General features: G+C 33.4%; 9 protein-coding genes and 4 pseudogenes. 8 read left to right on the top strand and 5 right to left on the bottom strand.

Annotation, left to right across the window (positions count from 1 at the left end; translation table 11 throughout):
- The first annotated feature begins 254 nt into the window (after nucleotides 1-254).
- On the top strand, nucleotides 255-2,513 hold the full coding sequence (locus ABWU64_RS03105) for a hypothetical protein (RefSeq protein ID WP_353279203.1): 2,259 nt from the start codon (nucleotides 255-257) through the stop codon (nucleotides 2,511-2,513).
- 179 nt (nucleotides 2,514-2,692) lie between these two features.
- Here ABWU64_RS03105 and ABWU64_RS03100 read toward each other — a convergent pair whose 3' ends face one another.
- Nucleotides 2,693-3,655: an IS630 family transposase gene (locus ABWU64_RS03100; protein WP_264704656.1), complete on the bottom strand. Its 963-nt coding sequence runs from the start codon at nucleotides 3,653-3,655 to the stop codon at nucleotides 2,693-2,695.
- Nucleotides 3,656-3,957: 302 nt separating this feature from the next.
- Between ABWU64_RS03100 and ABWU64_RS03095 the strand changes: the two genes are divergently transcribed.
- From ABWU64_RS03095 to ABWU64_RS03080, 4 genes are all read left to right on the top strand, one after another.
- Complete coding sequence (locus ABWU64_RS03095) at nucleotides 3,958-4,413, top strand: Hsp20/alpha crystallin family protein (RefSeq protein ID WP_141456730.1); 456 nt, start codon at nucleotides 3,958-3,960, stop codon at nucleotides 4,411-4,413.
- 197 nt (nucleotides 4,414-4,610) lie between these two features.
- The gene (locus tag ABWU64_RS03090) at nucleotides 4,611-5,423 is read left to right on the top strand and encodes a hypothetical protein (RefSeq protein WP_353279202.1); all 813 of its coding nucleotides are present in this window, start codon (nucleotides 4,611-4,613) and stop codon (nucleotides 5,421-5,423) included.
- Nucleotides 5,365-5,694, top strand: a complete 330-nt coding sequence (locus ABWU64_RS03085; RefSeq protein WP_353279200.1) for a hypothetical protein — start codon at nucleotides 5,365-5,367, stop codon at nucleotides 5,692-5,694. The genes ABWU64_RS03090 and ABWU64_RS03085 overlap by 59 nt, the downstream gene beginning before the upstream one ends.
- 384 nt (nucleotides 5,695-6,078) lie before the next feature.
- Nucleotides 6,079-6,291 carry a plasmid pRiA4b ORF-3 family protein gene (locus tag ABWU64_RS03080; RefSeq protein ID WP_141456728.1) on the top strand — a complete coding sequence of 71 codons (213 nt, stop codon included), beginning with the start codon at nucleotides 6,079-6,081 and terminating at the stop codon, nucleotides 6,289-6,291.
- A 117-nt stretch (nucleotides 6,292-6,408) separates the two neighbouring features.
- Here ABWU64_RS03080 and ABWU64_RS03075 read toward each other — a convergent pair whose 3' ends face one another.
- The 4 genes and pseudogenes from ABWU64_RS03075 to ABWU64_RS03060 all read right to left on the bottom strand — a co-directional run bounded on the left by ABWU64_RS03075 (nucleotide 6,409) and on the right by ABWU64_RS03060 (nucleotide 10,088).
- A complete protein-coding gene (locus ABWU64_RS03075) occupies nucleotides 6,409-7,419 on the bottom strand; it encodes a hypothetical protein (protein ID WP_353279199.1) in 1,011 nt (336 codons plus the stop codon).
- Nucleotides 7,420-7,485: 66 nt separating this feature from the next.
- Nucleotides 7,486-8,972: pseudogene (locus ABWU64_RS03070) on the bottom strand (recombinase family protein).
- Nucleotides 8,973-8,982: 10 nt separating this feature from the next.
- Nucleotides 8,983-9,297, bottom strand: a pseudogene (locus ABWU64_RS03065) (DUF2924 domain-containing protein); the annotation flags it as partial.
- A 7-nt stretch (nucleotides 9,298-9,304) separates the two neighbouring features.
- Nucleotides 9,305-10,088, bottom strand: a pseudogene (locus ABWU64_RS03060) (IS5 family transposase).
- A gap of 120 nt (nucleotides 10,089-10,208) precedes the next feature.
- Here ABWU64_RS03060 and ABWU64_RS03055 point away from each other — a divergent pair.
- The 3 genes and pseudogenes from ABWU64_RS03055 to ABWU64_RS03045 all read left to right on the top strand — a co-directional run bounded on the left by ABWU64_RS03055 (nucleotide 10,209) and on the right by ABWU64_RS03045 (nucleotide 13,309).
- Nucleotides 10,209-11,039 (top strand): helix-turn-helix domain-containing protein, encoded by an 831-nt coding sequence (locus ABWU64_RS03055; RefSeq protein WP_353279847.1) that lies wholly within the window; start codon nucleotides 10,209-10,211, stop codon nucleotides 11,037-11,039.
- Between the two features lie 478 nt (nucleotides 11,040-11,517).
- Nucleotides 11,518-12,417: a DMT family transporter gene (locus ABWU64_RS03050; RefSeq protein ID WP_353279846.1), complete on the top strand. Its 900-nt coding sequence runs from the start codon at nucleotides 11,518-11,520 to the stop codon at nucleotides 12,415-12,417.
- 108 nt (nucleotides 12,418-12,525) lie between these two features.
- Nucleotides 12,526-13,309: pseudogene (locus ABWU64_RS03045) on the top strand (IS5 family transposase).
- The last annotated feature ends 182 nt before the right edge of the window (nucleotides 13,310-13,491 follow it).

The following is a 13,491-nucleotide window of genomic DNA, read 5'->3' as shown; positions in this document are numbered from 1 at the left end:
AAATTTTCGTTATTAGAAGATAAATGAGGTATATTATGAATTTGCTTAAACTCTTCAATTATAGGCAAAAAGGCCCTTTATACTGTACTAATAATGGTATTAGCTACGTGCTTTAACGTTATTATAATATTTTGCATATAAACCTATTTTATAAAAATTCACAATATGAATTAGTAAATAAATTATGTTTAAATCAGTTGCGTATATAGTAAATATAATGTATTGTGTGCCTTTGTTAATAGAAAGGTATAAGTATGCCTAGTTCAAGGCAGGTAGTACAATATAACTCATTTGATAGTAATAACCTTGAAGACACTACTTTGCCTTGCGTATTTAAAGATTTTACGATTACTTCTGAAGAGATATTTGAGATTGGTAGTGAGGGTAACCAAGTAATAGATAATTCAGATGGTGAAATAGAAAGGCTGCAACAAGAAAACTTTGATCTCAAGAAAAATGAAAAGCTCTTGGAATGCTATAAAGGTATAGCGGAAGAGTATGATCAAGAAGTGAGTGAGCTCAGCAAGAAAAATCAGATCCTAGAAAAGAAAATTAAAGAGCTTGAAGCTCAATTACAAAGAAAAACAAGAGAATTAACTAAAAATGGCCAAGAAATTGAACAGCTAAAACAAGAAATAGAAAAAGTATTATTAGACGTGAAGAATAAAAATGACATAATAGGGAACTTGGACAGCAAATTAGAAGATATGAAGAGTGAAATACAGATGATAGACAAAAAAAATGAAGAGTTACAGCAAAGGTTAAATTTGGTTGAATCTAACTCAAGTAGACTAAGAAAAGAAAGTGTAGTGCTGGTAGACAGTATAGAGGATTTGAAGAGTAATTATGAAAACCAGATATTAGAAAAAGATAAGGAACTTAATGATGTAATAGGCCAGCTCTATGTTTATTTATCAGAGCGTGAAGAACTGTTTGCAGAATTTAGTTCATTGCAGAATGAAAATGAGAGTTTAAAACAGAAAAACTTCTATATTAGTAATGAAGTGTCTCTTGAAGATGAATTAAACAAAGAAAACGTAAGAAAAGAAATAGTAAGACCTCAGTCTACAACAAAAGTGGAAATGAGGCGTATCAATGATAATGATGACCAGGAATCAATATGGCTATATAGAGAAGCAGAAGATTATCAAACAGGTGAAGATAAAAAACCTAAAAATACTAACTACGACATTGGAGTATGGAATGAAGATGACGATGAAAGTAGCGATGATCAAAAATCAACCTGGCTGTACGAAAAAGTAGAAAACAATCAAGATTATCGAACAAGTGAAGACAAAAACCTTGAAAACACTGATTACGATATTGAAGTATGGAATAAAGATGAGGATGAAAGTAGCAATGATCAGGAATCAACTAGTGAAAGTGACTATAATGTTAGCTATTGCTTTGATTATGATGAAATTGTTGGTAGGACCTACGGTCAACTAGTCTACAATGCAAACATAATACGTAAAAAAGATTCTTTTTCCTTAGCAAAAGTAAAATTAAGAGAAAGAGAAAGAGAAAAATATGAAAGTATTTGGCAAAAAATAGATAATATTCATGATGAATTGGATGCTTTGGGTAACTATGGTAATGAAGAGGATTATGAAGAGTGCAATAAAAGACTTGATAAAATTGTAAGCGAGGCGCTGAAACAAAGAGTAATGTTCACTCTTCCGTATAAAGCTAATATATCTTTAGTGGATCGCATAATTGATACATTGCAAAAGCTATATTTTTCTTACGATACTACCCGAATTTATGGATTTTTAGATGAGAAAAAGATATTGCAAATAGTATCAAGAGGTGCGTCTTTAAATAGATTTAGCGATGAAGAACATGGCGATTTCGTGAACATAATTTGCTCAGATAGATACGCTCTAGATCAACGAGAAAAAATACTTTTAGAACTTAAGGACTTGGTGTACAAAAGTATCGTAGACGTAAGTGTAAAAACTGATGATCATGATTTTGAGTTAGAGATGGACAATGGACACTTTTGTATAAAATATCCAAAAGATAGTGTTGTCGAAGTTGCAAGAATATTCAACAATAAAAAAGCTAAAAATTTAGGTCTGGAAATTGGTATGCTTCAAGTTGGAGAAAGTATAGTTAGAGTTAAAAATGAAGAAGGAGTTAGGAATTACACCGACATTTTGGAGGGTAGAATTGAAATGTCTTTTACTACTTACTTTGGGAAGGTCAGTGTTTATTTATCTCCTAGTGATAGAGATAATAATAAAATAGAAGTAAAGCTCGCCAACGAAGAAAGCATAGCACGTTTTAGTAAGTTGGAGGATAAATCAAGTTTAGGGGGGAGCTGTCTTTTAGGAGGAAAAAATGTTTCTATAGGCATAGAAGATGGTTATTTTGAAATAAACAGTGACGTTTCTGAAGAGTTAGCTAAAACTATGAAACAGTCAGATTGTACAATAGAAAAATCATATGTTCCATCTAGCTTTATGAAAGAAGCTTATTGCAATCAGTTAGTAAATGAAAGGGGAATTTAAAAATCAGGCTCAAATATTTCAAAAATAACCATTCAAAGCAGCATTTTTTATACAACTTCGTTTTCAATCTATCTGGAAAGAAGATATCAAGTATTCAAAGTCCAATTCGACAAATCCATAGTCCATTCTTCCTCTAGCTTTTTTATCACTAATCCAAAATTTAGGTATAATACCAAATATCATAAATAAGTAGGCAAATAACTCACAGAACAAATAGTTTTGATCGAACTTTCCGTAATATTACGAATGAATGCACATATAGTATCCTCCAATAAACTAACAGAGTCATATATTCTATTTTTAATGAGATTGTCTTTCAAATATTGCCATAAACGCTCTACTGGATTTAACTCTGGTGAATATGGAGGTAAGTAGATTAAGGTAATATTTTGTGGTATTTTTAAACCTTTGGATCTATGCCATCCTGCACAATCCACAATAAGAAATGCCTCCCTTGTTCCTAAATATTGTGACATCTGCTCAAGGAATATATTCATACAATCAGTATTGACGTTTGGTGCGAATAAACTAGAAGTCTCTCCATTTCTAGGATTAACTGCACTATAGAGATAAAAGTTTTGCCTACCTAATTTCACCTTAACCTGTGTCCTAATGCCCTTTTTAAACCACCCGTGTCCAATCTTTGAATGTGTGCCAAACCGCGATTCATCGAAGAAAAATAGCTCTTTTTCGGGATACGTGACAATAGTTTCATTAAGATTTTTTTTAAACTTTTCTTGTTTATTTTTATCCTGTTTATTGTGCACAGGCCTTGGAGTAATATACGAAAAACCTAACTTTTGCATCAGTCCATGTGCTGTAGACTTACTTACCTCAATAGAAAACATTTTCTCAATTATGATTTTTAATTTCTTAGCCGTTAGGTTGGCTCCTTCTTCTGCTATGACATTTTTAATTTCTTCTTGCTGCTTGTAGCTCAACTTCGGCTTTACTCCACGTCCTGGTTGTATTTTAAACGCATCGACTCCTCCTTCCTTAAATCTTGTAATCCACTTCATCAATGTAGTTCTAGTAATTCGGTATATTTGAGCAACTTTTGTTATTCCATATTCTTTTCCAGATATTATTGCCTGTAATCTTCTTCCTATCTCTCCTCTTATTCCGTGCTTCTTTAATTCCAGGTTACACTTATTATATCATTCTTCTCCTATTGCTTTACTTTTTCCTGCCATAACTCCTCACTAATTCTTAAATTGTTCTATTTTAGAAATTTTTCTTTATTTGTCTATTTATTTTTAGGAATTGGTATTAGTTTATTGGAGGATACTATATGTGCATTCATTCGTAATATTACGGAAAGTTCGATCAAAACTATTTGTTCTGTGAGTTATTTGCCTACTTATTTATGATATTTGGTATAAGGTATTGAAACTAACAAGTGGAATGATTACATAATGCACATATTAGTGAAGGGAGGTACAACATGAGTAATATAGTTCATTCAAATAAAAACAATAACCGTGATAACTTTAGTGTAAGAGGGTTACAAAGGGCCGTTGATGACATATTTGATAGCTTCTTTACAGGATGGAATCCAGAGCTTTCCAGAAGAAGCAACAGTCTATTACCAGCTTGTGACTTTTATGAAACAAAGGAAAGCTATTGCCTCTCATTAGAGTTACCAGGTATTTCCAAAGAAAGCATAGATATTAGTATATCTGGCGATAGCTTAATAGTGAAGGGTGAAAAGACATGTGATAACGAGTCAAAAGATAAGCAGTTTTATCATCGAGAAAGGTACTATGGCTCTTTCTATAGGTCTATTCAGCTTCCAGTAAATGTGGAGCGAGATAAAGTATCTGCTAGTTTTTCAGATGGAGTATTACATGTAACCATACCTAAGTCAGAGAAACACATCAAGAAGATTGATGTAAAGTAACCAGTAAGTGGTAGCAGGCTTCTAGTTTGAGGCTTGCTATTTTGAATCATTATAGATAGAATATAATAAAGTTCTATTGTCTTTGCGTATTTGTTGTACAGATGGTGTAAGGCCTTTGTTGCGTTTAGGTGTTGTTAATAATCTATTAATGGTTCTTATGTTATAATCAAGTTTAGGGGCTTTAATAAGTACGGACTATGACAGAAGCAAATCCAATAGTTACGTTGAAGGTTAAAATTAAAGAATTTAGCTTTAGTAAATTAAAGGCTGGCGAGAGCAATAAATCAGCACACTCTGGTGAAACAATGTATTTCGATCTTCCAAGAATGAACTTTGTTATTAATGGAAAGATTATAGATACAGTTTTAACCTCTGTGTTAATGGAAGGAGCGAAATATCGCAAAAGCAACCTTTTTAATAGTTATGATATATATAGCGCTGAAGCCGCAAGCAAAAAACAAAGAGAAATAGATAAAGATCATGGCAGGGCTTTTGTTAATTCAGTCCTTAAGGATCTTGAAAAAGAACTCGCATATAACGCGTTAAGTGAATTGTGGGAAAGTCATTGTGAAAATCCTGAAATTCCTGATTATCAGAAAACCAATTCGTACGGTAGAGATTTTGAGAGATTTTACAATGCTGGAAGAGAGCATATGCATCTATTACTCAAAGTAGGAGATGAGAATAAGAACTACCGACCATTTGTAAAGGAAGTTTTTAAGGAAATGTTTAAATATGCTGAAGCAGAAGTTCCGAGTGCCCCTATCTTAGAAGAACTAGTTACTAATTGTAATCAAGCAGGATACTTAGCAGGTATATTTATTGAATATCACTCTGCACTTAGCAATTATCGATTAACAACGCAAGACCCTGACAAAGTAATGAATATTGATTACACTGACCATAATAACATAAGAGTAAAGTCTGATATGGAAATACCTGTAATCAAATTTGATAATCCAGGGGAAAAAAATATGTGGTCTATCCACCTCACTGGAATTTACACTTGAGTCTCAAGATGGAAAAGATGGTGTAACCTATAAAGACGGTAAATTATCACTCACTGTTCCCAAGGAATTAAAAAATTATAAAGAAGGAGATAGAAACTTGCTCTCTATTATTAGAGAATACTTTCAAAAATTCTGTGAAAAATTGGGATTTAAATTTGAGATGGAAACACAAAAAATAGAGCATGATTTAGACGATTTGCCGAAAGTAAACAGTCATCTTCAAGGCCTAAGAACGCCTATTTCCAGCAACGACCATATCATCGGTCATTAAAAGTAAGTATGTGTTGTCAGAACGAATGAAAGTTCAGTTAAGCTTTTTCTAAAGTATAGCATTTCTCCTAATAGTCCGAATAGGGTAAGATATGTGGGTAAGGTTATGTTTGACTTGTGTTGTTTTTTTGCTATTGGTTAATTTAATGTAAGTTAAAGATAAATTAAGTGGATAAGAAAAAGAAAGTATACTTATTTAAAGTTTCTCTAGACAAAAAAATCTACCGTGAGATGGAATTGAAAGCTGTCTTTATAAATTTGCAGAAACTATCATAAAGGTCTTTAGTTTTGAGTTAGATCATTAATTTGGTTTTTATAGTAACATAAACGATATTTATGAAAGTAATGAAGTATACACTTTATTTTATAATACTGATTATAGTTTATGCCTAATGAAAAAAGCGTCAAAAATTCTTATATCTACAAGGTTTTTGAGCCAGATAAAAAAATGATTTTTCTTTTTGATTATGGCGATAATTGGGAATTTTTAGTAGAATGTTGTGGCATTATTGAAGCAGAAGCTGGAACAAGATATCCAAAAGTTACTAAAAAGCAAGGAGAGGCTCCTCCACAATATCCTGACTACGAAGATGAGTAGTGTAAACAATATACCTATTAAGTTGATGGATTGCCTTGAGGAAAATAGCAGCAGGTTTAGTACTTGGTTAGTAAATTACAAGTATTTCTTAGGAAATTATTTTAATATCTGTGTTTTTTAGGAATGTTCTCTTGCGTTGGATCGGAAGAGCTCTTCTACCTTCTCTAGCTTTGTACTCGGTTCTAGGGTACTGTACAACGCAAAGCTTATGCATGCCAATCCAGCAATCACTCCAACTGTTCCTATAGTAGGCATTTTCATAATATGTAATACAATACCACTTACCAGTAGCACCACCCCAACGGCACCAGTCAGAATCGCTCTCCGTTGCATTGCTTTTGTTGATGATTCTTCATCTGCAATTTTGAAAGATTTATCGTTAACACAAGGGTTAGAAGAAAAGATTCTTAAAGCATTCAGCTCTTTTACCACCGTTCTTCCTGAGTTAGCGAAATTCCCTTGATTTTCTTCATTCCTTTCATAATCTTCACCATTATTAATCTTCTTGCACGGCTGAGTGCCAGTTTCTGCGGTTTCTTCTTGTTGTTCTCCATAAAAATTTTCTTTATTCTTATCCGAAACTTCTTCAATATCTTCTGAAATATTATAAGCCACTGATCCTTCCATAATAGTTTCTATTAACGAGTTTTTTTCTTCTTTGTCACTTGTCATATTTGGATTCATCACTTCCTTATCATCCCAAGGCTCAAAACCTTCTACCCTTACTACACCATCTTTAACAGTACTATATGTACGTATTAATTCTCCATGACTTCCTAAGTAGTCCGAGACTATTTTCGTACGATTAAACTCCTTAAAAAGCCCATGTTTTTTAGCTTCTTCTAAAAGATCATTCTCAGCTTGCTTATTCTTGCAAAATCTAGCATAATGTAATAGTGTGAATACGTCTCTTCTACGTTCATATATATCAACTATTAGTATCCACGGAATCTTTCGTGTATCATGAAAGGATTTACTAATTTTTTCACTGATACTTTTACCCTCTTGTATCCTTTTTAATAGCTTAAAAAGCTCCTTTTTATCTTTGCTTGTTAACTGATCTTGATCAAATGGCAACTCATAGGTTATATCTGCTTCATTAGTTTTTCCGGTAATTAGTTTTCTCATATTATTTTTTTCTTTGTATCTCTTATGTAGCTAATTTGTATTAGTAAAGTATTAATCGTGTGATTTTTAAATCGCTAATTTGCAAAATTTCTTCATCTGCTCACTCCATAGCATCGGTATTTCTTTCAAATCAACTAATTTCAAATCTCTTGGCTGTCTCCCATTTACTATATCTTCTTTAATTTTTGGTGCTAAATAATTTAACCTTAAAATTTGTTGTATACGTCTTGTACCTATATTAATTTTGGCACTCAGCTCTTTCACACTTTCGTATTTTCCTTCCTCTAGCTGCCGTTTCCAGGAATGGGCTCTTACCACTGCTTTCAGTAATGCATTGTTTGTTTTCCCCTCTGGCTCTACTACTGTGCATTTATTTCCTTTCTTCTTTATTGATATAAATTTTTCCTCCGATTCAGAATACACCTCTATTCCATCCTCTCTCACCAATACTGCTTTTATTAACTTTTTCACTGCTTCTTTCTGTTTTCCAAAGCTTAAATTTTTCCACTCTTCCACTTTTTCTTCCCAATTTTCATACAGGCGCTCAGCTCTCTTCATTACTTCTTTTTCTACTTCTCCTGCTATTACATTTCGGTTTTCTGATTCACAACTTTTTCCCCTTAAATGATTATTGCATACGTAATATCTATACCTTTTATTCTCTTTTTTTTGCGTACGTCAGCGTCATATTTGCATTACAGCTCTTGCGCTTAATTATTCCCTTTAGCAATGCTTCCTCGTATTTCGCCTTTCTATATGGTTGATTCTTTATCAATTCCTGCGCTTTTTGCCATTTTTCCTCTTTTATTATTGCTTCATGCTTTCCCTCATACTCTTTCTCATAATGTCTTATCTTTCCCATATATATCGGATTTGTTATTATTCTTCTCACCGTCGCTTTTTTAAAGATATCTGATTTTGTTCTGTAACCTTGGCTATTTAACTCTCTTGCCAACTCTGCCATTGACTTCAGCTCCAAATATCTTTCAAATATATGCCCTACTATTCTCGCTTCTTTCTCATTTATTATTAATTCTTTATCTTTCACATCATACCCAAACGGCAAAGTTCCACCCATCCATAATCCTTGCTCCTTTGATGTTGCTATTTTATTTTTTACCCTCTCTACTATCATTTCTCTTTCTAGTTGTGCAGCTCCTGATAACACCGTTTGTACGAACTTTCCCATTGGCGTATTATTGTCAAATATCTGCGTTACTGCTACAAAATTTACTCGATGCCTTCTAAAAAATGATGTTACTTCAATGCTGTCTTTTGTTTCCCTTGATAGCCTATCCAGAGTATATACTACTACACAATCTACTTCTCCTTTTTTTTACATCTTCAAATAATTCCTTTATCGCTGGTCTTTCTAAATTCTTTCCTGAATATCCTCCATCGTCGTACTTTTTTGCCAATGCTACCCAGCCTTCTTTGCTCTTTATATATTTTTCACATGCTACCCTTTGCGCATCAAGACTGTTAAACTTTTGTTCTAGTCCATCCTCATTTGATTTTCTTGTATATATCGCACACCTTACTTCTTTTAGCATTTTATTCTCTTCAATTTTCATTTTTATCACGCATCCCAAATAATAAAGGTCCGTTGTAGCTCATTCCCATGATTTTGCCTGCTACTGCTGACAATGACGTATAAAACTCTTCTCTATAGATTAAACCCTTGTCTGTTACCATTACCGCATGCGTCTCTTCTCCTCTCTCTAGTATTAATTCTGTTCCTTCTACTGGCAGTTTATCACTACTTATTCTTTTTCCCTTCTCTAGCCGATCTGCCAGATACTCTAGTCTTTTTGTCCCCTTTCTTGACATTTCTCCATATGCTTTTTCCTGGATTCTATAAGCTAATCTCGGTATCAGAGCCTGTTCATAATCTTTTCAGAAGCAAAGCAGCGAAAGCAAGAACGACCATTTGCAGGCTAGTGTTGAGTTTCCGCTCGCAATTTTTCCACAATCGCCTACATTTTTGCAACCAAGCAAAAGATCTCTCAACAACCCATCTTTTCGGCAATACGACAAAGGTGTGTAATTCGCTTCACCTCAACAGTTGCACCAATAGTTACTTTCATCTGTGTTGCAAAATTTTCTCCTGTGTAGCCAGCATCAACTAGTATATTTTTAACTTCAGATAGGTTTTCTTTAGCATTTTTAACCATTCTCACAGCGCTACTACGATCAGTTATTTCTGCCGTTGTTATATAAATTGCGTGGGGTAAACCTTGTGTATCTACCGCAATATGGCGTTTTATTCCTGAAACCTTTTTGCCTGCATCATAGCCTTTTTCTTCAGCAGTATCTGCATTTTTTACGCTTTGTGCATCAATTATGCAGAAGCTGGTTTTTTCTTTCCGACCATTGTTTTGTCGGACCACGCCAACTATTTTTTTTAATACCAGCTCCAGAACACTTTCTTTATTTGCATCTGCTTTTTCACTCCACTTCTTAAAATAGTCGTAACAATTCCGCCATTTTGGAAACTCTTTTGGTAACATTCTCCACTGGCAGCCACTTTTTAAGACGTATAACACTCCACAAAATACATGATATAAATCAAGTGTTCTTGGCTTTGTCCTCTTCCTGCAAGACTCCAGATCTGCTACAATAATCTCAAACTTTTCTCGACTTATATCACTTGGATATAAACTTCGCATATCCTACTTTATATACTTTATCCTCTCATTCTATCCCTTTTTTGAGATCACGTACAGGCTCTAAGAGATATTAGTTCTATAAGCTACAAAATAGGACAAAAAATAGAAGATAGCAGGTTAATGCGAGGGCATACTCAAGTAGAATTGGCAAGTGAAATAGGTTTAACATACCAAGAAGTAAACAGCTATGAAAATGGGTATATTCCTATTCCAATTGAAGTACTATATGTAATAGCAAGAGTATTGTCAGTTAATGCTATAGATTTATTACCCGAACCAGTAATAGTAAGGGAAGACAGCTATGAAGACGAGGAAATACTCTATCTAACGAAAATATATGAGAATCAAAAGTTAGGCAAAATAGTACCTTCATTAGTCAGGTTTGTTCATATTAGCGAAAAAATTAATCAAGAAGAGGCAAGGTTGGAAATAGCAAAAAATCTAGTGAAAGAAGGAGTTTCAGTTGACATAATTTCCCAGGCAACCGGCTTATCTATTTACGAGTATGATAATACAGAGAGAGAAATCTGCACTGATTCTATATATTACAGAATAGGGCAAAGAATAAGAGAATGGAGGTTAATAAGAAGGTATACTCAAAAAGATTTAGCGGATAAAGTTGGCGTAACACTCAAGGAAATACATGAATATGAAAGAGGTTATACTACCATACTATTTGATAAATTATATGAAATAGCAGGAGCATTATCAGTGAATATTAAAGTTCTGCTACCTGAAACGAGAGAAAGTAAAAAGCTATTGAGTTTAATGGATGAGTACGGAGAACAAGAATCATTAGTCAAATCTCTATCTGAAGATATGAAAAGCGGCAAGGAAAAAGTTAAAAAAGCAGAGAAAATCAGGGTTGCGAAAAATCTAGCAAAGGCAGGTGTTGCAATTGATATTATTGTGCGAGCAAGTGGCCTAACTGCTGATGAGTGTGAAAATTGAATTGTGTTAAAGACGGTACTGAGAAACATTATATTAAGATATAAGTAAAGATGGTTACGTATTTAATACATCTATTCTGAAAATTTGTTTAGCTGACTCAACTGAAGCATTTTCGTAAAGTTTTGCTGCTAATTCGTGTTGTTTGATAAACTTCAAATTTAATGCTTTTAAAATTGATGCTGAAAACACATATTGCTAATGCTAGCAGAGGAGCTAGTTGGCACAGCCGTCAGTACTCCCGATTACTTTTCCTGATAATGTGATAGTATTCGCAAGTATTATCATATATTACAAAAAAATCAGTTAGCATTTCTGTTTATTAAAATTATACAATAAAGCTGCACTTTATATAATACTTCTCAAATCATTTCTACTAAATATTTATGAATATGGTTAAACAGTAGATAGAGGAAAACTTGTCTAGTATTGATCTTTTTTATAGTAAAGTTATCTCATAAAATATTAAATTGGGAGTTTTATGGATCACAGATTAAGAGCTTATTTGCTTGGAGTTACCTGGTTTATACTCAGTTTACTTAGTAGTGTAGCTAATGATACTATATCAAAATATCTAAGTTTACATCTCCAAAGTTTTGAAGTAATCTTTTTCCGCTTTTTATTTAGCACTATTACCCTTGTACCTTTTATGCTTTACTATGGAAGAGAAGCTTTTAAAACAAGTCAAATATCTATTCAGATAACTAGAGGAGTATTGTTATTTGTTGGAATAACCTTGTGGACCTATGGGTTAGCTATTTTTCCCATAGTAACTGCAACAATTATAAGTTTTTCTATACCATTATTTGTTATACTTCTTGCAATCCCTTTACTAAATGAAAATATAATTTGGCAAAGATGGTCAGTAACTGTTATTGGCTTTGTTGGTATTGCTATTACTACCAAAGCTTATAGTGAAGACTTTAATCCTAAAATTCTTATTTTTATTGTATCTGCATTAATCTTTGCTATATTAGACATACTTAATAAGAAACTCGCAATAAAAGAGTCCGTAATAAGTATGTTATTTTATTCAGCTCTAACAACAACTATTTTTTCCACTGTGCCTTTGCTGTTTTATTGGCATTTGCCTTCCTTGTTAGAATTAGTATTACTACTGATTTTGGGAATTAATTCAAATCTAATTCTGTTCTTCACATTAAAAGCTTTTACTCTTGCAGATGCTACTGCACTTGCACCGTATAGATACATAGAGCTAATAATTTCTGCAATAGTAACATACGTTATATTTAATGAATTACCTGATAAAAGTGCTTTATATGGTACTTTGATATTAATACCATCAACCTTATTTATAGCTTATTCGGAAGGTAAGGCAATTAAGAAAAATAGTGTAATACTTTTGGGTAGTAACAAATAAAGATATAAGCAGGGAACTCTTGTCTTGCTAACAGATTTTATATCTAAGAGCCTGTACGTGATCTCAAAAAAGGGATAGAATGAGAGGATAAAGTATATAAAGTAGGATATGCGAAGTTTATATCCAAGTGATATAAGTCGAGAAAAGTTTGAGATTATTGTAGCAGATCTGGAGTCTTGCAGGAAGAGGACAAAGCCAAGAACACTTGATTTATATCATGTATTTTGTGGAGTGTTATACGTCTTAAAAAGTGGCTGCCAGTGGAGAATGTTACCAAAAGAGTTTCCAAAATGGCGGAATTGTTACGACTATTTTAAGAAGTGGAGTGAAAAAGCAGATGCAAATAAAGAAAGTGTTCTGGAGCTGGTATTAAAAAAAATAGTTGGCGTGGTCCGACAAAACAATGGTCGGAAAGAAAAAACCAGCTTCTGCATAATTGATGCACAAAGCGTAAAAAATGCAGATACTGCTGAAGAAAAAGGCTATGATGCAGGCAAAAAGGTTTCAGGAATAAAACGCCATATTGCGGTAGATACACAAGGTTTACCCCACGCAATTTATATAACAACGGCAGAAATAACTGATCGTAGTAGCGCTGTGAGAATGGTTAAAAATGCTAAAGAAAACCTATCTGAAGTTAAAAATATACTAGTTGATGCTGGCTACACAGGAGAAAATTTTGCAACACAGATGAAAGTAACTATTGGTGCAACTGTTGAGGTGAAGCGAATTACACACCTTTGTCGTATTGCCGAAAAGATGGGTTGTTGAGAGATCTTTTGCTTGGTTGCAAAAATGTAGGCGATTGTGGAAAAATTGCGAGCGGAAACTCAACACTAGCCTGCAAATGGTCGTTCTTGCTTTCGCTGCTTTGCTTCTGAAAAGATTATGAACAGGCTCTAAGTTTTATTACATGGAGGATTACCCACAACTGTGATTACTTACCTAACGGTTATCCTATGATTATTTTTAGTTTATCTTGTCTACCTGTTTTACCACTCTGCTAAGCAGGTATAACTTGACTTGTGGATTAAAAACAGTTAAGCATTGAGAAATAACGTATAAAAAAGCGAA

Origin of the sequence: Wolbachia endosymbiont (group B) of Xanthorhoe designata (assembly GCF_964028585.1) — a bacterium.
Taxonomy (GTDB): Bacteria; Pseudomonadota; Alphaproteobacteria; order Rickettsiales; family Anaplasmataceae; genus Wolbachia.
The sequence above is the reverse complement of the archived record's forward strand: the minus strand, read 5'-3'. Positions and strand labels throughout refer to the sequence as shown.